This is a genomic window from Stenotrophomonas sp. STEN033 (genome assembly GCF_056856655.1).
Genome location: NZ_JBXFWM010000003.1, coordinates 126,896 through 146,381, shown reverse-complemented (window position 1 = coordinate 146,381; position 19,486 = coordinate 126,896). Strand labels below are relative to the sequence as shown.

The 19,486-nt window shown below is 63.0% G+C and carries 18 protein-coding genes; 3 read left to right on the top strand and 15 right to left on the bottom strand.

Features of this window, described 5'->3' with window-relative positions; genetic code table 11:
• Nucleotides 1-89 precede the first annotated feature (89 nt).
• From AC1VXC_RS02465 to AC1VXC_RS02445, 5 genes are all read right to left on the bottom strand, one after another.
• Nucleotides 90-218: a hypothetical protein gene (locus tag AC1VXC_RS02465; RefSeq protein ID WP_481539793.1), complete on the bottom strand. Its 129-nt coding sequence runs from the start codon at nt 216-218 to the stop codon at nt 90-92.
• A 952-nt stretch (nt 219-1,170) separates the two neighbouring features.
• On the bottom strand, nt 1,171-1,626 hold the full coding sequence (locus AC1VXC_RS02460; RefSeq protein ID WP_313173193.1) for a hypothetical protein: 456 nt from the start codon (nt 1,624-1,626) through the stop codon (nt 1,171-1,173).
• 1,003 nt (nt 1,627-2,629) lie between these two features.
• Nucleotides 2,630-3,043 (bottom strand): hypothetical protein, encoded by a 414-nt coding sequence (locus AC1VXC_RS02455; protein ID WP_481526897.1) that lies wholly within the window; start codon nt 3,041-3,043, stop codon nt 2,630-2,632.
• A gap of 57 nt (nt 3,044-3,100) precedes the next feature.
• The gene (locus tag AC1VXC_RS02450) at nt 3,101-3,370 is read right to left on the bottom strand and encodes a DUF6959 family protein (RefSeq protein ID WP_165713009.1); all 270 of its coding nucleotides are present in this window, start codon (nt 3,368-3,370) and stop codon (nt 3,101-3,103) included.
• A gap of 778 nt (nt 3,371-4,148) precedes the next feature.
• Complete coding sequence (locus AC1VXC_RS02445) at nt 4,149-4,550, bottom strand: DUF4288 domain-containing protein (protein WP_313173187.1); 402 nt, start codon at nt 4,548-4,550, stop codon at nt 4,149-4,151.
• A 176-nt stretch (nt 4,551-4,726) separates the two neighbouring features.
• Here AC1VXC_RS02445 and AC1VXC_RS02440 point away from each other — a divergent pair, with 176 nt between their 5' ends.
• Entirely contained in the window at nt 4,727-5,785 is a 1,059-nt protein-coding gene (locus tag AC1VXC_RS02440) for an integron integrase (protein WP_313495838.1), read from the top strand.
• Here the strand turns inward: AC1VXC_RS02440 and AC1VXC_RS02435 are convergent.
• Nucleotides 5,773-6,378: a hypothetical protein gene (locus AC1VXC_RS02435; protein ID WP_313495839.1), complete on the bottom strand. Its 606-nt coding sequence runs from the start codon at nt 6,376-6,378 to the stop codon at nt 5,773-5,775. The two genes, AC1VXC_RS02440 and AC1VXC_RS02435, sit on opposite strands and share 13 nt — an antisense overlap.
• Before the next feature lie 30 nt (nt 6,379-6,408).
• Nucleotides 6,409-8,247: a dihydroxy-acid dehydratase gene (gene ilvD, locus AC1VXC_RS02430; RefSeq protein ID WP_313495841.1), complete on the bottom strand. Its 1,839-nt coding sequence runs from the start codon at nt 8,245-8,247 to the stop codon at nt 6,409-6,411.
• 536 nt (nt 8,248-8,783) lie between these two features.
• On the opposite strand from ilvD, the gene AC1VXC_RS02425 reads away from it, so the two are divergent.
• Entirely contained in the window at nt 8,784-9,347 is a 564-nt protein-coding gene (locus AC1VXC_RS02425) for a DUF1190 domain-containing protein (protein ID WP_312369406.1), read from the top strand.
• A 4-nt stretch (nt 9,348-9,351) separates the two neighbouring features.
• On the top strand, nt 9,352-10,539 hold the full coding sequence (locus AC1VXC_RS02420) for a glutathionylspermidine synthase family protein (RefSeq protein WP_481539794.1): 1,188 nt from the start codon (nt 9,352-9,354) through the stop codon (nt 10,537-10,539).
• A gap of 185 nt (nt 10,540-10,724) precedes the next feature.
• Here the strand turns inward: AC1VXC_RS02420 and AC1VXC_RS02415 are convergent, their stop codons facing one another.
• The 8 genes from AC1VXC_RS02415 to AC1VXC_RS02380 all read right to left on the bottom strand — a co-directional run bounded on the left by AC1VXC_RS02415 (nt 10,725) and on the right by AC1VXC_RS02380 (nt 19,449).
• On the bottom strand, nt 10,725-12,023 hold the full coding sequence (locus AC1VXC_RS02415; protein WP_313493209.1) for a DUF58 domain-containing protein: 1,299 nt from the start codon (nt 12,021-12,023) through the stop codon (nt 10,725-10,727).
• Between the two features lie 277 nt (nt 12,024-12,300).
• A complete protein-coding gene (locus AC1VXC_RS02410; RefSeq protein WP_313173181.1) occupies nt 12,301-13,320 on the bottom strand; it encodes an AAA family ATPase in 1,020 nt (339 codons plus the stop codon).
• Nucleotides 13,317-14,465: a DUF4350 domain-containing protein gene (locus tag AC1VXC_RS02405; protein ID WP_481537990.1), complete on the bottom strand. Its 1,149-nt coding sequence runs from the start codon at nt 14,463-14,465 to the stop codon at nt 13,317-13,319. The genes AC1VXC_RS02410 and AC1VXC_RS02405 overlap by 4 nt, the downstream gene beginning before the upstream one ends.
• Entirely contained in the window at nt 14,462-16,051 is a 1,590-nt protein-coding gene (locus tag AC1VXC_RS02400; protein ID WP_481537991.1) for a DUF4129 domain-containing protein, read from the bottom strand. The genes AC1VXC_RS02405 and AC1VXC_RS02400 overlap by 4 nt, the downstream gene beginning before the upstream one ends.
• Entirely contained in the window at nt 16,041-17,033 is a 993-nt protein-coding gene (locus AC1VXC_RS02395; protein ID WP_313173178.1) for a stage II sporulation protein M, read from the bottom strand. Before AC1VXC_RS02395 ends, AC1VXC_RS02400 begins: the two co-directional genes overlap by 11 nt.
• A complete protein-coding gene (locus tag AC1VXC_RS02390) occupies nt 17,030-17,728 on the bottom strand; it encodes an RDD family protein (RefSeq protein ID WP_313173177.1) in 699 nt (232 codons plus the stop codon). Before AC1VXC_RS02390 ends, AC1VXC_RS02395 begins: the two co-directional genes overlap by 4 nt.
• Before the next feature lie 183 nt (nt 17,729-17,911).
• Nucleotides 17,912-18,832: a DUF2167 domain-containing protein gene (locus tag AC1VXC_RS02385; RefSeq protein ID WP_481537992.1), complete on the bottom strand. Its 921-nt coding sequence runs from the start codon at nt 18,830-18,832 to the stop codon at nt 17,912-17,914.
• An 83-nt stretch (nt 18,833-18,915) separates the two neighbouring features.
• Complete coding sequence (locus tag AC1VXC_RS02380) at nt 18,916-19,449, bottom strand: gamma carbonic anhydrase family protein (protein ID WP_481537993.1); 534 nt, start codon at nt 19,447-19,449, stop codon at nt 18,916-18,918.
• Nucleotides 19,450-19,486 lie beyond the last annotated feature (37 nt).

The window sequence follows — 19,486 nt, the reverse complement described above, 5'->3', positions numbered from 1 at the left end:
CAGGATCGAGATGATCTGCTCGTCGGTAAATCGCTTCTTCATGGAGCTCTCCTTGCCTGTTAAGGGTAGAGAACTCACTATCCAAATGGCTACACGTTTCGTCTCAGGTCAGCGTCTTGTTGGATCTGGCGCAGCCATGTATCAACCCTGGGAAGAATGGAATCCAGATCGGGCAGAAAGCCATCCCCGTCGAGCCAGGCCGCAATGTCCAGATCCATCGCCAAGTCCTCCAGCTCCCGAATGAGAGGGTACGGCATCAGTTCCAATGTGCGACCGTTGTTCCGAATGGCTCGAGCGAGGCATTGCGCGGTGCTCTGCCGAGCTCTCACCGACGCAAGTACGGACTCAATTCTGGTGATCAGTGAATTGTTCGACACGACGCTTGGCTCTGGAAACAACCCGCGCCGCGAAGCGGCGTCGGCTTGGGTTAACGATCAGGTCCCGGCGGGATAGTACTTGCGCATGAAGTCCTGCAGTAACCCATCCGTAACCTCTCTGTTGCCCGAACAGTACGCAGAAAACATGGACAAATAATCCCGCATCTTCTGTGGGTCATCCCGCAAATCGTACACCGAGCTTACGCGGCCGTGCCGTGATACGGCAGTGGCCCAATCGCCGCGGTTGAGGCTAAAGAATATCCAGCAGTGCTCTGCTTCCAGGTGATCGTCTGAGAGCTGATTGCAATTGTTGGATGCAAGCGCCCTCGCAGCAGCGAAAGTAATCTCAGGTTCGCAGGAGTCTTTCATGCAGGGCTTTACTCTGGAATTGAGCCGCGCCGCGAAGCGAGTTCGGCTTGAATGAACTGTTAGGCCGCGTACTGCTACTCGATGCGACGAATTGCATACGGAGTGTCATGGCCGGGAAAGAACTGCATACGACGGTACGAGGCCCCATATGTAGCTAGACCTTTGCATGTCCTTGCATTCCATCGTTCTATCCTGAGCCCATTGTTTCCGGCGAGTGAAAGAGTGAATTCGATCGGTACTACTTTGCAAGCTTGACCAACCTCGGCCTGAATCATGCCCAAGGGCTCTGGATCGAACCTCGCGGCAGTCAGGGCGGGGCTATATAAGAGTGGTAAGAAAGCAAGAGTCGTGTGCATTGATATCGTTGGCGACCTAACTCCGGAATCAAGCCGACCCGCGCAGCGGGGTCGGCTTGAATGAACTGTTAGGGCTCATACGGCGCCAGTAGTGAGTCCCAGAAAGTTGGAACCGGTGAGCCAAGGATGTTGGATAAGCCGACTTTAAGAGCAAGCTGTTCCTCCGCCGTAAGTGGGTTCTCCTCCAGCCCAACGGGATGCTCTCTGCGCCTTGTGTAAGGACGAACGAACTTGAGGGCGGCCAAGAATTGATGCCAGGAATCCGCGACTGGGGTGGTCTCCCAGTAGCCCATGCCATGCATGGCGGTATACACCGGCAATGATGCCTGGGACTGATCAATGAAGATCGGGTCGCCACATGCGGTTTCTCTGGCTAAGACGAGCCAACTCTGATTCCAGTCAGGCCCTTCGTACCCGTTCTGTTCTTCGGTTAGCGCGGCAAGTGAGAAGAACCCTATGCCACCTATGCCAAAAGAAAGGTCAGGTTGGGGGAGAAGATTCTTGGCTAACGACGATGTGTCCATGAGCTCTAACGCCTGAGTTAAGCCGACCCGCGAAGCGGGTTCGGCTTGAATGAACGGTTAGGCATGATTGATCAGATGCCATGCTGAGAATGGATGGAAAGATCCGACTCTACCCACCTGTTTTCCTTCCTCTCTAGGGTCGCCATTCGATTTCATCGATAGCTCCAAAGCGAAAAGTATCGTTCCCACCTTGGGCGACTCTCGAGCCATCAGGCGCCAGACCGTAAAGACGAAACCTGCCAGAAACCCGAGCTTGGACAGGTGTATGAATGGAGTTCGACTGATGAGCAAACCTCGCTAGAGCAAGCGCGTCCGGACCTTTCAAATTGACTGTGCCGTAAGGTTCTCCTCCATCGAATGCTTCACGAGTGAGAAACAAGTAGGCATCACCTCCATCGGATGAAGCCACGACGATGCCGGCAACTTGTATCAATTGGCCGTCATATACATCGGGATTGGAGAGTAGCTGCGTAGATGTTGTAGCGCAGTAATGCTTGTCGGCCCGGTTGCCCACAAACACACAAGCGCCAGGTGGCGCCCACCCATGATCGAGGGGAATGCCCGCCTGGCTCCCGCAGGCGGTGAGTGCAAGACTCAGGACAACGGCGATCGGAAGGACTCTTGTCATGCCTAACTCTGGAACTAAGCCGCGCCGCGAAGCGGCGTAGGCTTGAATGAACTGTTAGGCGCGAAAGCCATGCTGCTTGTGAACTCAAAGTCCCCAGATTGCATCTCGAAGCGCCTCCCATAAATCCTTAAGTTTCTTTCGGCTTCCCATGAAGAAAAGGACTCGTACTAGTTGTATCAGCGCGGCGACTAGAAGAACAAGGAATCCAATCAGCCCAATTGCATCCCTAAATAAGATTCCTGCGATGGCGAGTGCTACAAGTGCTGCCAGAACGGCTAGGTCGGACTTCCGCATTTCTCTCTGCGTAGCAGTGGTCATCGCGCCTAACTCCGGAATTAAGCCGACCCGCGAAGCGGGTTCGGCTTGAATGAACTGTTAGGTGCCAGCCCGGTAAGGCGGCCACTCACTGCAGTCTCGAACATCCTCAAGTGCACCAGACCACAGCCCCATGTGGCCGTGGTGCCTTGCCGTGAAGTGTGCTGTGACCCAAGCGTAGCCAGTGTCGAATTCTTGGCCGTCGACGCGTTTGCAGTCTTTGGCGTTGAGCCAGAGTCCGTTTGAGTAGAGGCTCTGCTCATAGTCTTCCTTGTGCAGGTATATGGCATTCCCCTCGAACTCGAGGCGTACAAATCCGCGTGCGCTGATTAGTTTGCCCTCGTACTTTTCGGGATTTGCGAGGAGCTGGACGATGGAAACGGTCTCAGCTTTTTCTGGGCCTTCGGCAGAAGCCGAGAGCGATCCGAATAATAGAGCGAGGGTTGCGATAACTAGGTAGTGGATGGATCTCACGGCGCCTAACTCCGGAATTAAGCCGACCCGCGAAGCGGGTTCGGCTTGAATGAACTGTTAGGCATCCGGCGTCTCCGCGAAAGGGAGGCTGATCTGATGCTCATCGAGTACGGACTTATAGTGCTCAAGCATGGCGAGCAGGGTGCCGTGTAGATCACGAAGCTCATCTACTGCGGCAGGACTATCTGAGAGCGCCACGGCAGTCTGGACGCATAGCGCATGAAGAGTGTCGCCTTGCACAAGCAATCCCGGGAACTTGCGACCAGGATGCCGGACAACGGGCATATTCGATTGGTCTGAGTAGATCTCGACGTTCTCGATGCGCATGATCTGATGCCTAACTCTGGAATTAAGCCGACCCGCGCAGCGGGTTCGGCTTGAATGAATTGTTAGGCGGCTGTGGCCACTTGCCGCTCCCCGGGGCCAATGCTGCCTTGTTTGTGCAACCCAACGTGAGCCGATCATGCCACAGTTTGCAGGGTGGAGCTTGCCTGGGAAACCCTGCCGCGCGTAGCTGCCGAAGTGCGATGAAATGATTGCGATGGGGCAGTGAAGCGTAAGGCGAAATGATGCGCTTGCCGATGCCGAGAACAGTTGGTGCTGCTACCCGGAGCCGACCGGTGACTTGCCGATGTTGCGGCCGAAAGAAGAGGGGCCAGCCAACCCAACCCACTGCCGCCTAACTCCGGAATTAAGCCGACCCGCGCAGCGGGTTCGGCTTGAATGAATTGTTAGGCCTCGTACCCTGGCTGTTTATGCCGAACAGTACTCAGGTACAGTGCAACAACACGGGAAACGTCTGAGTCCGATAGTTTGGCAAGCTTGGGTCCGGTAGAGAGCTCTACATGGGTTCTGTCAGCGGACAAGACCAAAGGCTCTGCTACCTCCGCGATCGCTTTATTCCAGCGCCACGTGGTGGGCAGACAATGGTTTTGGTGATCGAAAGCTGCAAGGACATCAACAAGAGACACACTTGGTGCATCTAGAAGGCGGTTTTCGATCAGTTCGCGTAGCTGCGTGACTTGGCCTGCCATTTGCGCTCTCTAGAGCCTAACGCTCTGAGTTAAGCCGCTGCCACCAAGTGGCAGTCGGCTTGAATGAATTGTTAGGTGCGCTCGCCATCTAGGTGCTCCTTGATCTCACTCAGTGACTTTGCTCGTTGCCTCAGCTCGCTGAGTCTGACGGCCTCATGCTCCGCCCACATGATTTCGGCGCCATCCTCTAGCGGCTCATAGATAGGCAGGAGCTCGGTCACTCCCTCAAAGACCCATTGAACTGGCACTCCCTCGGTACCGCCCTTATATGAATCGGTTCCCGAGTTTGCGATAGCAACGAGTTTGGCATAAGCCTCCTCCAGGTTGCCGGCTCTCACAATGACAGTGTTCTCCCAGACAAGAAACTTCCCCTCAGGGTCGTCATTGCCGCTGGAGTCGAGCTCAATGAAACGAAGTAGGTAAGAGCCCACATACCAGCCAACGGGAGATATGTCTTTTGAGTATGCGGCCATCTGTGTTATGCACCTAACTCGTATTGGACCGCCTAACAGCGGTGTAGAGCAGAGTATCCCTGTTTTCTTGCCGCTTTCAAATTAAGAAATTCCCACGTCGAATCATGGGTTTAGCCGATAGGGGTAGCCAAAGCCGGACTGCATGCTTCCCGGAAACTACCGCTTGGGAGCGGCCTATGCGTTACGACCCTGTTCCAAGCGGTGTAACACCGGCGCAGCCGCTGCGATTGCTGGATAGTGTCAGGGCACAGATTCGTTTGCGGCACTACAGCATCCGTACCGAGCAGGCCTATCTGGGGTGGATCAGGCGGTTCATCCTGGCCAACGGAAAGCGCCACCCCCGCGAGATGGGCGGTGATGAAGTTGCGGCATTCCTCAGTCAGCTGGCGACGGAAGGCAAGGTGGCGCCAGCCACCCAGAACCAGGCGTTGGCGGCTTTGCTGTTCCTCTATCGCGAGGTGCTGCGGATGGAACTGCCATGGTTGCAGGACGTTGTGCGTGCGAAGCGCCCCAAACGTTTGCCCGTCGTTCTGCCCGTGGAGGATGTTGCCCGGCTGCTGTCGGCAATCCCGGAAGGTGTGACTGCACTGATGGCGCGTCTGCTGTATGGCACGGGCATGCGACTGATGGAATGCCTTCGCTTGCGGGTCAAGGATGTGGACTTTGCGCGCAGTGAGATCTGTGTGCGTGCCGGCAAGGGCAACAAGGATAGGCGTGTTCCGTTGCCAGTGTCGCTGCGTGATCGTTTGCTGCAGCAGCGCGAGCGGGTGTTGTTTCAGCATCAACGTGATCTTGCTGCAGGCGGGGGACGGGTCCATCTGCCAAATGCCTTGGCAAGGAAGTACCCATCAGCTGACGTACAACCGGGCTGGCAGTACCTGTTCCCGTCGCACAGGATGTCCCGCGACCCACGCACGGGGCGGCGTGGCCGCCATCATCTCAGTGAGGAAGTGCTGCAGCGGGCGATCAAGCAGGCGCGCTTGCAGGTGGCAATCCTGCAGCCGGCGAGCTGCCATACCCTGCGGCACTGTTTTGCCACCCATCTGCTGGATGCGGGCTGCGATATACGTACCTTGCAGGAACTGCTGGGCCATAAGGACATCGCCACGACACAGATCTACACGCATGTATTGGGGCGCGGTGCCGGTGCCGTGCTCAGTCCCCTGGACCGGTTGCCGGTGTCGGCTTTGTCGGTGCTGGAAAGTACCCGTGAGCCTGACGATCAGCGCGTGTGAATTGGGCGGAAGCGTGCGACACCGTACTCGTCGCATTCGAATGCGTAGTGGTCGGGGTCAACGACGGTTGCGATGTGTTCGCGGGCCTGGGCCTGATCGCGGCGCCCGCAGGCAATGGTGGTGAACGTCAACGGTGCGAGCACTTCGATCCTGGCCGGGCCATGCATGCCATCGCAATGGCCATTGAGCGCTATCCATAGCTGGCCGTCGCGTTCACTCAGCGCAAAGCCGCCGTTGTCGAGGGCAAGGTGCTCGCCGGTGTAGAGCAGCACTTCGGGTTCGTCCTTGCTGGCGAACGTGATCTGCATGCCGGCGATGTCGTTCCAGTGCGTCACTGCGCCCGGGCCGCTGCTGAAAGCCGGGCAGTCATGCACCCGAAGGTGCAGCGCATCGGGCGGAAGATCGTCTTCGTCCAGCGTGCTGCCGTCAGGGTCGATACGCTCGGCGTGGATGTCGAAGTCCCACAGCAGTGCGGGAAGGTGGGCATCCACGTAAGCCCCCAGCTCGGCAGTCGTCACCCGATACGGGTGGCCATTCCACAAGCAGCTGGCGATGGCAGGCAGCGGGGGCGGGCAGGGGGTGGCCGTGTTCATGGCCACATTCTGCCGCGCCCGCTTGCAGGGTCAACCGTCCAGCAGCGCCTTGTCGCGCACGGCGCCCTTGTCGGCGCTGGTGGCGAGCAGGGCATAGGCCTTGAGTGCGGTGCTTACCTTGCGTGGGCGTGCCTCGGCCGGCTTCCAGCCCTTGGCATCCTGTTCGCTGCGGCGGCGTGCGAGTTCGGCATCGTCCACCAGCAGGTTGATGCCACGCTGCGGGATGTCGATCAGGATGCGGTCGCCGTCACGCACCAGGCCGATGGTGCCACCGCCAGCGGCTTCGGGCGAGCAGTGGCCGATGCTCAGGCCGGAGGTGCCGCCGGAGAAACGGCCGTCGGTGAGCAGCGCACAGGCTTTGCCCAGGCCCTTGGATTTCAGGTAGCTGGTCGGGTACAGCATTTCCTGCATGCCGGGGCCACCCTTCGGGCCTTCGTAGCGGATCACCACCACGTCGCCGGCCTGTACCTCGTTGCCGAGGATGCCCTTGACCGCTGCGTCCTGGCTTTCATACACGCGGGCATTGCCTTCGAACACGTGGATGGATTCATCCACGCCTGCGGTTTTCACCACGCAGCCGTCGGCGGCGAGGTTGCCGTACAGCACGGCCAGGCCGCCTTCGCTGGAGAACGCATGGCCCACATCGCGGATGCAGCCATCGGCACGGTCCAGGTCCAGCGAGGGCCAGCGCGTTGACTGGCTGAAGGCCACCTGGGTGGGAATCCCAGCCGGGCCCGCCTTGTAGAACTGGTGCACGGCTTCATCCCGGGTCTGGGTGACATCCCATTGCGCGATGGCGTCGCCGAGCGTGCGGCTGTGCACGGTGGAGGCATCGGTATGCAGCAGGCCGCCGCGCGCCAGCTCGCCAAGAATGGCCATGATGCCGCCGGCGCGGTGCACGTCTTCGATGTGGTACTTCTGCGTGTTCGGGGCCACCTTGCACAGCTGCGGCACGCGCCGCGACAGGCGGTCGATATCGCGCTGGTCGAAGGCCACCTCGGCCTCCTGTGCGGCAGCCAGCAGGTGCAGGATGGTGTTGGTGGAGCCGCCCATGGCGATATCCAGCGTCATCGCATTCTCGAAGGCTTCGAAGGTGGCGATGCCGCGCGGCAATACATTGGCTTCCTCACCGCCATACCAGCGGTGGCACAGCTCGACGATCAGCCGGCCGGCGCGCTTGAACAGCGCCTCGCGGTCGCTGTGCGTGGCCACGACGGTGCCGTTGCCGGGCAACGACAGGCCCAGCGCTTCGGTCAGGCAGTTCATCGAGTTGGCGGTGAACATGCCCGAGCAGGAGCCGCAGGTGGGGCAGGCGCTGCGTTCGATGGCCGCAACCTGTTCGTCGCTGACCTTCTCGTCGCCGGCGGCGACCATGGCGTCGATCAGGTCCAGCTTGTGCTCGGCCAGCTTGGTCTTGCCGGCTTCCATCGGCCCGCCGGAAACGAACACGGCCGGGATGTTCAGGCGCAGCGCGGCCATCAACATGCCCGGGGTGATCTTGTCGCAGTTGGAAATGCACACCAGCGCGTCGGCGCAGTGCGCATTGGCCATGTATTCGACCGAGTCGGCGATGATCTCGCGGCTGGGCAGCGAGTACAGCATGCCGTCATGGCCCATGGCGATGCCGTCATCCACGGCGATGGTATTGAACTCCTTGGCCACGCCGCCGGCCGCTTCAATCTCGCGCGCGACGAGCTGGCCAAGGTCCTTCAGGTGCACGTGGCCGGGCACGAACTGGGTGAAGGAATTGACTACCGCGACGATGGGCTTGTGGAAATCGCCATCGGTCATGCCGGTGGCACGCCACAGGGCGCGGGCGCCGGCCATGTTGCGGCCGGCGGTGGAGGTTTTCGAGCGGTATTCAGGCATGGGGCGAGCGGGAACGGGCTGGCAGAAGTGCAGTGCGATTGATTCTGCATGAAGTTCCAGGTTGCAGCTGCAACCATTGGGTTGCGGTGGTTTGAGGGTGGAATGGGGTGATTGGTTGGGGTTTCGAATGGGGCTGGGTGGAGGTGGTGAGGGAGTCAGCGCCAGTCCCAAAGCCAGAGCCAGGCAAAGGCAAAGCGGAAGCGAAAAGCACCCCTCCCCAACCCTCCCCTGCGCTACGCGCAAGGGAGGGGGCTATCTGCTGCGCGCGTTCAGACCGCAAGCAAGCCGCTTCTACCCCCTCCCTTGCGCGCAGCGCAGGGGAGGGTTGGGGAGGGGGGTTTTTAGCTCTGGCTCTCAGCCCACCCAGCAGCGTCGGAGAAGTAATCTCGCAGCAGCAAAGCCCCCCCTGAAACCCAATCACATCAGCCCCAACACCAAATCACCTGAAACGCGATTCAGCTTCAGGAACATTCCGGTTTCCGCCTTGCAGCCTGCATCGGGCATCATTGGGGAATCACATTGACCGGGAACCGACCATGAAGCGATCCAAGGCCACCGCACTGGTGCTGATGAGCGCCGTGCCGCTGCTGCTGACCGCCTGCCAGAAGGAAGAAACCGTGCAGGTGCAGGAAGGGCTGTACACCTCGGTGGAAGCCTGCTCCGAGGCCACCGGCAATCCGTCCAGCTGCCGCGAGGCCTTCGCCACCGCGCAGAAGCAGTCCGCCGATGCCGCGCCCAAGTACGCCAGCAAGGAAGAGTGCGCCAAGGAGTACCCGGCCGAGCAGTGCGTGCAGCAGCAGACCAGCGCCGGTACCTCGTTCATCGGGCCGATGATGATGGGCTTCTTCATGTCGCAGATGCTCAACGGCAGCCGTGGTGCCGTGGCCGCACCGCCGGCATCGCAGCCGGCCTTCAAGGACAACGCCAACGGTTGGGCCAAGCCCGCGCCGGGCGGCAGTGGTGGCCTGAACACGGCCAGCGGCATTGGTGCCGGCAAGGCGGGCCTGGCGCCGGTCAGCGCCGAGCCCAACCGCGCCGTCACCGCCAGCCGTGGCGGTTTTGGCGCCCGTAGCGGCGGCCGCAGCAGCGTCGGCGGTTGATGCAGTGAAGCGCGTTGCAATTGCCGAGCGTGGCAACTGGCGGGACCGTGCTGCCGAAGCCGGTTTCCGCTTCCACACCATTGACGGTGCGCCCTACTGGGATGAAAGCGCGTATTACGCCTTCACCCTGCGCCAGATCGAAAACCATATCGAGGACCCTAGCGCCGAGTTGCATGCCATGGCGCTGGATCTGGTGGGCGAGGTGGTGGGCAGCGAGGCGCTGATGGCGCAGCTGGCCATCCCCGAGGCCTTCCGCGACTGGATCGCCGAAAGCTGGCGTCGCCGCGACCCACATCTCTACGGCCGCCTGGATTTTGCTTATGACGGCAACGGCCCGGCCAAGCTGTACGAGTTGAACTACGACACGCCTACCTCGCTGTACGAGGCGTCGTTCTTCCAGTGGCAATGGCTGGAGGATCAGCGCAACCGTGGCGCCTTGCCGCAGCAGGCCGATCAGTTCAACTCCCTCCACGAGACCCTGGTGGAGCGTTTTGCCGAACTGGCCTCGCGCCTGCCGCCGCCGCTGTATTTCAGTGCGGTGGGCGAGTCCGAGGAAGACCAGGGCACGGTCGCCTACCTGCGCGATTGCGCGGCGCAGGCCGGGCTGCGTGGTGCGGCCATCGCCATCGAGGATATCGGCCTGTCCGAAGACGGCCGTTTCACCGATCTGGACGATGTGGTGATCGGCAGCCTGTTCAAGCTGTACCCGCTGGAAGACCTGATGCGCGAGGAATTCGGCGCGGCCTTGCCGCGTTCGGGCGTGCAACTGCTGGAGCCGGCATGGAAGGCGGTGTTGAGCAACAAGGGCATCCTGCCGCTGTTGTGGCAGCGCCATCGTGGCCACCCGAACCTGCTCGAATCGTATTTCGATGACGGCAGCACGTTGCCGGCCGGTTGGGTGCGCAAGCCGCTGCATTCGCGCGAAGGTGCCAACGTGGCCATGCATATGAACGATGGCAGCTGGCAGGAAAGCGAAGGGCCGTACAGCGGGCCGAGCATCCGCCAGGCGTTTCATGCCTTGCCGGTGTTCGAGGGCAACTACCCGCTGGTGGGCAGTTGGGTGGTGGGTGACCGCGCCTGTGGTGTGGGCATCCGCGAGGACAACAGCCGCATCACCCGCGACAGTGCGCGCTTCCTGCCGCACGTCATCATCGACGATGCACCGCAGGGCACGACGCGTATCTATCTTTGAGTGGTTGAGGTGTGGGAGCGGCGTAAGCCGCGAAGCCAGCGTTACTGTAGAGCCGAGCCGTGCTCGGCTGAGGCTTTACCGGTAAGGCCCCTGCCGAGCATGGCTCGGCACTACAGTGGCGTGGTCGGTGAGGCCCATGGTCGGGTCGTGGGAGCGGCGTGAGCCGCGAAGCCGGGGCTGATGGTTTACAGCAGGCCGTCGCGCTTTACCGCCAGATAGCGTTCTACCAGCGCTGCAGGCAGCTCTTCGGCGGTGACGTCCAATACCATCACCCGGTGGCTGCGCAGTGCTTCATGGGCATCACTGCGCTGCTGCAGGTAGGCGGCAATGGCGCCGGCCTGTATCGCCTCGGGTACGGTTTCCACATCACGTGCCAAGGCCTGATCAAGTTCGCGCTCGCGCAGGCTGGCGACACAGACCAGATGCCGCTTCTGCAGCAGGCGCACGGCAGCGAGCAGGTCTTCGATGTCTTCGTCACGCACGTTGGTGACCAGCATCACCAGGCTGCGTCGCGATTGACGCAACGACAACTCGGTGGCCGCGGCAAGGTAGTCGGTCGCCACTGGCCTGGGCTGCAGGTCATAGCTGGCGCGCAGCAGGCTGTCGATCGCGCCCATGCCGCGCTTGGGGACGACCCAGCGACTGTCACCACCGCTGGCGAACAGGCCGACACCGTCGCCCTGGCGCAATGCCAGATACGAGACCACCAACGAGGCATTGAGCACGTGGTCGAAATGCGACAGGCCGCCTTCGTCCGCCATCATCCGCCGACCGGTGTCTATCATCATCACCAGCTGCTGGTTCTTTTCATCCTGGTACTCGCGCGAGATCAGCTTGCGCGCGCGCGAAGTGGCCTTCCAGTCGATCTGGCGCAGGCTGTCGCCAACGCGGTACTCGCGCATCTGGTGGAAGTCGGTGCCTTCGCCACGACGGCGCTTGAGGTGGGCGCCGACCAACCGCGAGGCCATCTCCGCGCTCAGCAGGGCGAAGCGGGTGAGCGGAGCGAAGTTGGGATAGACACGCACCGTTTGTGGCGTGCCAACCGTGCGTTGTTGGCGCCAGAGGCGCAGCGGCGAATGCAGGCGCAGGTGCACGCCATCGAATACGAACGTGCCGCGATTGGTCGGGGTGAAGCGATAGCTGAAACGGGTTTCGCTGGCTTTGCCCAGCTTCAAGCGGCGTGGCAGGCCGTCACTGTTCCAGCCATCGGGCAGCAGGTCGAATACGTCGACGCGCTGCTTGCCGTAGGAATCCAGTTGCAGCCATGTCTCACGTTCGACGCCCAGGGCGAGGGAGTCGGGGAGTTCGCGCCGCACCAGCGGGCTGGGTCTGCGCCACAGCAGCAGCAGATCGAGCGCTGCGAACAGGGCGATTGCAGCCGCGCTGATGGTCCATGCCTGCATCGGCAGGTAGTGCAGGGCGACTGGCAGGCCAAGCAGGCTCCAGAGCACCAGCAGGGCGATCAGTAGGGGAGCGGGTCTCACTGCGTGGCCCTGGTTGTTTTGTGTGTTGGTGTTGATGGGGAAAGCGCTGCAGAAGAAGCAAAAGCAAAAGCAAAAGCCGGAGCACCCCTCCCCAGCCCTCCCCTCCGTGCTGCGCACGCAAGGGAGGGGGCTAGATCAGAAGCAGAAGCCAAATCCAAATCCGAAACAGAGGCAGAGGCAGGGGCAGAGGCAACGGCTGCCTTCACCCAACCGCTCCGGCGCACTGCGCGCGCTGGGTCGGGGGCACGGGCTTGGCCGTGGGTGCTTGCCGCATTCCTCACTTGCGCGGGGCCTCTACCTTGGCGAGCAGTGCGGTCAGGGCGTCATCGGCGGATTGGCCTTCGATCTGCAGCTCCGGGGCAAGTGCGATGCGGTGACGCAGTGCTGGCTTGGCGATCTCGCGGACGTCGTCCGGGGTGACAAAATCGCGGCCTGACAATACGGCCTGCGCACGTGCCGCACGCACCAGCGCGATGCTGCCGCGCGGGCCGGCGCCCAGCGCGATGCCAGGCCATTTGCGGGTGGCGGCAACAATGCGCACCGCGTAGTCGATCACCTGCGGATCAACGGTGATTGCCGCCACCGCCTTCTGCAGCTCGACCACGTCGGCACCGCTGAGCACGCGCGGCACCTGGGTGAGGTTGAAGTCGCTGGCGGTGCGGCCGGTGGTGATGGCCTGCACCATCTGCTTCTCGTCCTCCAGCTGTGGGTAGTCGATCAATACCTTCAGCAGGAAACGGTCCAGCTGCGCTTCCGGCAGCGGATAGGTGCCTTCCTGCTCCACCGGGTTCTGCGTGGCCAGGGTCAGGAAGGGTGGGGTCAGCGAGAAGGCTTTGCCTTCGATGGTGACCTGGCCTTCCTGCATCACTTCCAGCAGCGCGGACTGGGTCTTGGCCGGTGCGCGGTTGATTTCGTCGGCCAGCAGCAGGTTGGTGAACACCGGGCCGCGACGGATCTTGAAGCTTTCGGTCTTGGGGTCATAGACCGCATGACCGCTGACGTCGCTGGGCATCAGGTCCGGGGTGAACTGCACGCGCGCGTAGTCCAGCTCCAGCGCCTGTGCCAGGGCGCGCACCAGCAGTGTCTTGCCCAAGCCGGGCACGCCTTCGATCAGTACGTGGCCGCCGGCCAGCAAGGCGATCAGGATCTGGTCCAGCACATCGCTCTGGCCGATAAAGGCATGGCCGACCGCTTCGCGGATGCGCTCGACGCGTTCGATCAGAACCGTGTTGACCGCTGCGGGAGCCGGCGTCGCTGCAGCGCCGGGGAGGGCGGGCGGAGTGAAGGTGTCGGTCATAGCTGGTTTCTCATCTGGATGAGCAAGCGGATGCGGTCGCGCAGGGCGATGTCGTCCTGCGAAGGGGGAATCTGCAAGGCGGTCTGCACGCGGCTGATGGGCCATTGCAGGTGGTCGGCAATCGCCTGTGCCTGGGCCTCGCCGGTCAACGCCGCAGCCACCGGCGCGCGCCGGCGCAGGCGGGCGAGGAAGGCCTGGCGGACTGCGTCATACAGCAACGGGGACTTGCGGTAGCGGTGCAGGTGTTCGCCGCTGGCTCGCACGTGTTCCAGCAGCGAGCGGCGGTCTTCGCGCGGCGAGGGCAGCAGCGCGCCGAAACGCTGGCAGCGCATCCACAGCCACGCCAGCAGGGCGAGCAGCAGCGGCAACCATACCGGCCAGCCACGTTCGAACAGCGTCTTCCACAGCGATGGCAGTTCCATCGCGTAGATCAGGTGCGTTGTGCCCTTGCCGTAGTTGGGGGCCAGCACCAGGCGGGCGAGATCGCGGTGCGGAAGATCGCGCAGGCCAGGGTCGCCCGCGCCTGCGCCGTTGAGCAGGAAATCCATGTCGCCAAGGATGTCCACCCGGCCCAGGCCGTAACGCAGGCGGGCATAGGCCAGCGTGTCATCACCGCCGCCATCGGCCCAGCGCAGCTCGGCGCGGATCCTGTCGGTAAGGGTGAAACGATTGCCGCTGCAGAATTCGTCGTGCGAGGCCTGTCCCGGCACCTGCCAGACCTGGCAGCGAGCTGCGGCGTCGCTGGTGACCACGCCCAGGCGTTCCAGCAGGCCCTGTTCGTCGCCATCCAGGTCTTCGTCGGCATCGGGCACGCGCAGCAGCAGGTGGCCGCCAAACTGCACCCAGTCCAGCAGGCTCTCGACCTGCGCAGGGGTCAGCAAGCGCGGGTCGTCGAGCATCAGCACGCTGTCGCCCGGCTGCAGCTGCATGGCCGGCAGGTCGAGCTTGCGCCGGGTTTCGGCCTTGACGCCATCGCGGATCAGGGTTTCGCGCAGTGCGTACAGCGCGTTGTAAGTGGGTTCGCCATAAGCGGGCAGGGTGATTTCTTCGCTGGATTTCTCGAAATTGCGAAAGAACCAGAACGCGATCAACGCGGTCAGCAACAGCAGGCCGATGATCAGTGCATTGCGTACAGCGGCGTTCATGCCGGCCACCCGTACTGCTGGTTCAGGTCCTTGATCAGCGCGTCGAAGGCCTCGTCGCTGGGCAGGCGGCCGGCATAGGCGGCGTACTGCCAGGTCCGCACCATGCGTGCGAACAGGTTGCGGTCGGCCTCCTGCGGCATCTTGCGCGAGGCGCGCAGGCATTGCGCTTCGGTGGCGCCCGGCGGCAGCACGACGTTGCCGCGTTCGACCAGCACTTCAACCGACGCCCGGTACAGCAGTGCCAGTGCGTGCCGCGGCTTGCCCTCGCGCCATAGCCGGCGCGCGCTGCCGAGGATGTCCGGCGGCAGCACTTCCGGCAGCTGCAGGGCTTCCTGCAGCACCGGTGCCTGTACGTTGCGGGTGCTGCGACCATCGCCGCGGAACCAGGGCAGCCACCAGCGTGCGGTCAATGCGAGTATCACCAGCACAATGCCGAGCAGGATCCACAGGATGCTTTCGCCGATCAGTGCGGCGAACTTGGCGATGCCCTCCAGCAGGGGGCCGGGATCAGGCTTGTTGCTGTCGTCATCGGCTTCGGGCGTCTTGTCCGAGGCCTTCCTGACCCAGCGGGTGACGCTGCGCTTGGCACCCAGCTGCGGATCTTCGTAAGCGCGTGCCGCCGCCTGGCGGAAGCCGGCGGTGTCTGCAGGTGCATCGCCAAACAACTGTTGGGGTGTGGTTGCCGTCGTGGCTTCGGGCGCTGCTGCTGAGGTGCCCTTGTGGTTGCCGTGGCTGCTGCTGCCGGGGGGCTCGGCGATCTCCTGCGCCCGCGCCTGCAGTGATGGCAGTGCGAACACGGCCAACAGCAACACCAGCATCGGCGCCAGGCCGGCCAGACGCTCACGCAGGCGGCGGAAGGCGATCTCCACATCCCAGGCTTCCAGCTGGGTGCGGCGGTTCAGATACAGGCCGAAGCCGGCACCGCTGTAGAACGGGCCGATCAGGCTCATGGCCAACCAGGCCAGCAGATTGAAGCCTATCCATGCCCAGGCCGGCGTGTCTTCGCCAATCAGTTCCCAGGTGGCGCGCAGGGATTCGGACAACAGTTCCACCGGCACGAACATGAAAACCAGGGCGACGCCGGCAAACTGCAACATGGCCTCGAAGTGCCAGCACACCCAGGTGAGCAACGAGGCGTGGCCATAGCTGGCCCCCCCGAGCGCATGCCGGCGCCCGCGTCGTTGCGCGGCATCGCCACCTTCCAGCAGGTCGACCGGCATCAACAGCGAACGGGCGGGGCTGAGCCGGCGCCAGCCGAGGTAGGCTCCCAATCCGCGCCAGCCCCAGTTCCACTGCGCGCGCAGGGTTTCCCGGGTACCGGGTTCGGCACCGAATGCGCCGCGCGAGATCACATACAGCGGAATGCGCTCGAAGGCAGGCTTGAGCCACCACAGGATGAAGCTGGACAGCCAGAAGTTGTCCAGCCACCAGCCCAGCAGATTGAGCACCGCGAACACCGGCAGGGTCAGCAGTATCCAGGGCTTCCAGATGGCGGCGGCATGCCGGCGCACCAGCGCGGTGCCCAGCTCCATCGCTTCCCATTGCGAGCGCGCGCGCAACACGACGTCGAGTCGATCAATCCGCATGACCGGCTCCACGTCCGCCGCGCCACAGCCATACCAGCACCACCGTCCACAGCACCGCCGACACGCTGAGCTTGCCCCACATCGGCACCCACGCAATCGAAGACCAGAAGGCCTCGATGAAAGCGGCCACCAGCAGCATGAAAGCCACGCCCAGGCATAGCCGTGCACCAATCACACCGCCTTCGATCAAGGCGTCGATACGGCGCTTGCGGCCCGGTGCCAGCAGCCGCAGTCCCAACTGCAGGCCGGCACCACCGGCGATGACGATGGCGGTCAACTCGAACGGTGCGTGGCCCACCACAAAGCGCCAGAACGGATCGCCCGAGCCAATCTGCTGCAGGTGTCCGGCCACGGCGCCAATGGTGACGCCGTTGAACAAGAGCACAAGGATGGTGCCGATACCGGCCAACAGCCCGCTGGCGAAGGTGCGTAGGCCGATGCTGATGTTGTTCATGATGTAGTGGCCGAACATCGCCCAATCGGTGCCGCTGTCGCGGCCAAGATGGTCGGCGGCCGGATCGTACATTTTCTCCATCTGTGCGACCTGGCGCGGGTCCAGCAGCATGTGGATGAGTTCGGGTTTGTACTGCAGCAGGACGAAGATGCCGACCAACGGAACAACGAACAATGCGCAGGCCACCCACATCGCTCCGGCCTGGCTGCGCACGGTGCTGGGGAAGTCGGCGAACAGGAATTCGACCACGCGCTGCCAGCGCGGTGCGGGTGTGCGGTACAGCAGGTTGTGACCACGCTGCATCAGCTGCTGGAGCTGTTCAACCAGTTGCGGGCTGTAGCCGCGACGGCGCGCCAGCGCCAGTTGCTGGCACAGGCGCCGATAGCGCTGCGGGATGGTCTCATCGCCCAGCAGGTCGGGGTCGGTGTCGTGGCGCTGCTTCCGCGAGCGCTCGCCACGACGTTGCAGCCAGTCCTCGAACTGCTGCCATTCGTGCTGGTAGCGGGTGACGAACTGTTCCTGTCTCATCGCCGCCCCAGCAACCAGTTGGCCATCGCATACAGGCGCAGCACGCCGGCCTGACCCCGCTCCTGGCTGAGCCCGCTGATGATGTCGGCCAGCTCATGCTGGCGTCCGGGCGACAGCGCCGGGGCACGATCGGCATAGGCGACCAGCGCGGCCTGTTCGCCGGGCTGCAGCGGCAGCGGCGGCGCCAGCACGGTATCGATGCGGGCCGGTGGCGTAGCCGGGCGTGGCGGCGTATGTACCACCAACGAGCCGGCGACGAGATCGCCGAGGCGACGGCCATGGGCATCAAACAGGCAGGTAACCAGGCCCAGCGCATACCCAAACGGCAGGGCGTCGACGGTGCGCAGCAGGTTGCGCACGATCGCCGGCATCCAGCCCAGCGGCGCGCCATCGCGGGCGACCACGCGCAGGCCCAATACCTTCTTGCCCAGGGTGCGGCCGAACCAGACTTCCAGCACGATCGGATACGCCCAGAACATCAGGAACATCAGCCCCAGGTAGATGCCCTGGCCAAGTTCGCCGAGGGCGACCAGCAGCGGGCTCATCACCGCCAGCACGCCAAAACGCACGCATAGATCGATCAGCCAGGCCAGGGCGCGTGGCACCGGGCCGGCGGCGGGCAGCTGCAGGGGCACGCCTTCGGGCGTGATGACTTCGCGGTAGGTGTCCAGCATCGGCCGTGCAGCGTCGTTCATTGCAGTGAGCCCGGCACCCGATGCGGGTACTGCGTGCGGCGGATGGAAGCCCGGAGTCCAGCCCGGACGGATGCCTGGGGCATTCGTGTCTCTGCTACGTCCTTATCAGAATGCTGACTGTAGCTGGCGGCAGCGCGAAAACCCAGCCCGCCGATGCGATCAGCGGGCCGGGCGCGGCAGGTTTCAGCGCACGGTGCGGTTGTCGTCACCACGCACGAACAGCTTCCGGATTGCGCCGCCGAGGAACAGCACGCCGATCAACAGCAGCTTCCAGAATTTGGCCAGCAGCAGGCCGAGCTTGGCAAAAAGGCCGGCCTTGGCCGCCAGCCCGCCGCCGATCAGCGTCGCCACGCCGTAGGCGGCGACCTTGTCGGTGCTGGGATTGTGGTCGGCGTAGCGGGCGCCCTGGTCGAACTCGGCCATCGGCAACAGCTTGTCCATGCCCTCGCGCACCGTCGCCAGCTCGGACATGCCGGAAACGGCATTCAAGCTCAGGTAGCCGTGCCGTCCGAGTACGCGGATGTCGTAGTTGAGGGTGTGGTCAGGCTGGTCATTGAAGGCCAGCTCGCGCGCCCAGTACAGCTTCTTGCTGCCGGCCTCATAGCGCGGCGGCACTGCCCAGCCGACCAGATCAAGCGAGCCATAACCGGCTTTCACCCGCTCCGGATTGCTGTCGCGGGTTTCCGCCTGCATGGTCTTGAGCAGATCGTCGTAGTCGATCTTGCTGGCATCTTCGTCGGACACGTAACCATCGTCGGACCAGGTCACCACCACCGCCCAGCTTTCCGGTTCGCTCAGGCCGGGGCTGCGCGGCACGATCATGCCCAGCACGCTGTCATCCGGCGGGTTGCCCCACATGTCTTCCAGTACGCGGCGCGCATCGGCCTTGTCCAGATAGCGGAATTCGTCGTTCAAATTGAAGTGGGCCCGTGCCTCGGGTACCTCGATCTGCCCGCTGCGGAACTGCAGCGACTGCTCGAACTGCTCCACACTCATGCCCTCTTCTTGCTGGGCAGCGTCCTGGGCGGAGGCGGAAAAGCAAACCACGCACAGCAGTGCCACAGCCGCCAACAGGCGCTGCGCCACGACTTTCATCGACTTCATGTCAAACCCTCAAAGGCGTCCCCACGCCGGGCCGGCAGTGTGCACCCGCAGGGGGCTTGCCGACAATGCCTGCTCGCTCAGCCCTACATGCCGCGGTATTGATCCTTGACCCTGACGTAGTGGTCGGCCGAATAGCGCAGGCCTTCGATGTCCTTGTCGCTGAGCTGGCGCATCAGTCGCGCCGGATTGCCGGCCCACAGCTCGCCGCTGCGCACCAGCTTGCCCGGCCCGACCACGGCGCCGGCAGCGATGAAGGCATTGGCCTCGATCACCGCGCCATCGAGGATGCAGGCGCCCATGCCGATCAGGCAGTAATCACCAATGGTGCAGGCGTGGATGATGCAGCCATGGCCGACGGTGACACCTTCGCCGATGAGCGTGGGGTAGCCGCCCTTGTTGTAAGGACTGTCGTGGCTCACATGGATGATGGTGCCGTCCTGCACATTGGTACGCGCACCGATGCGCACGTGGTTCACATCACCGCGGATCACCGTACCCGGCCACACCGACGCATCATCGCCAATCTGCACGTCACCGATGATGGTGCAGGCTTCATCGATGTAGACGCGCTCACCGAGGGCGGGGGTTTTGTCCAGGAAGGGGCGGAGTGCGGGCATGGTGATCGCCTCGGGGAACGAATTTAGCAAGCAACAT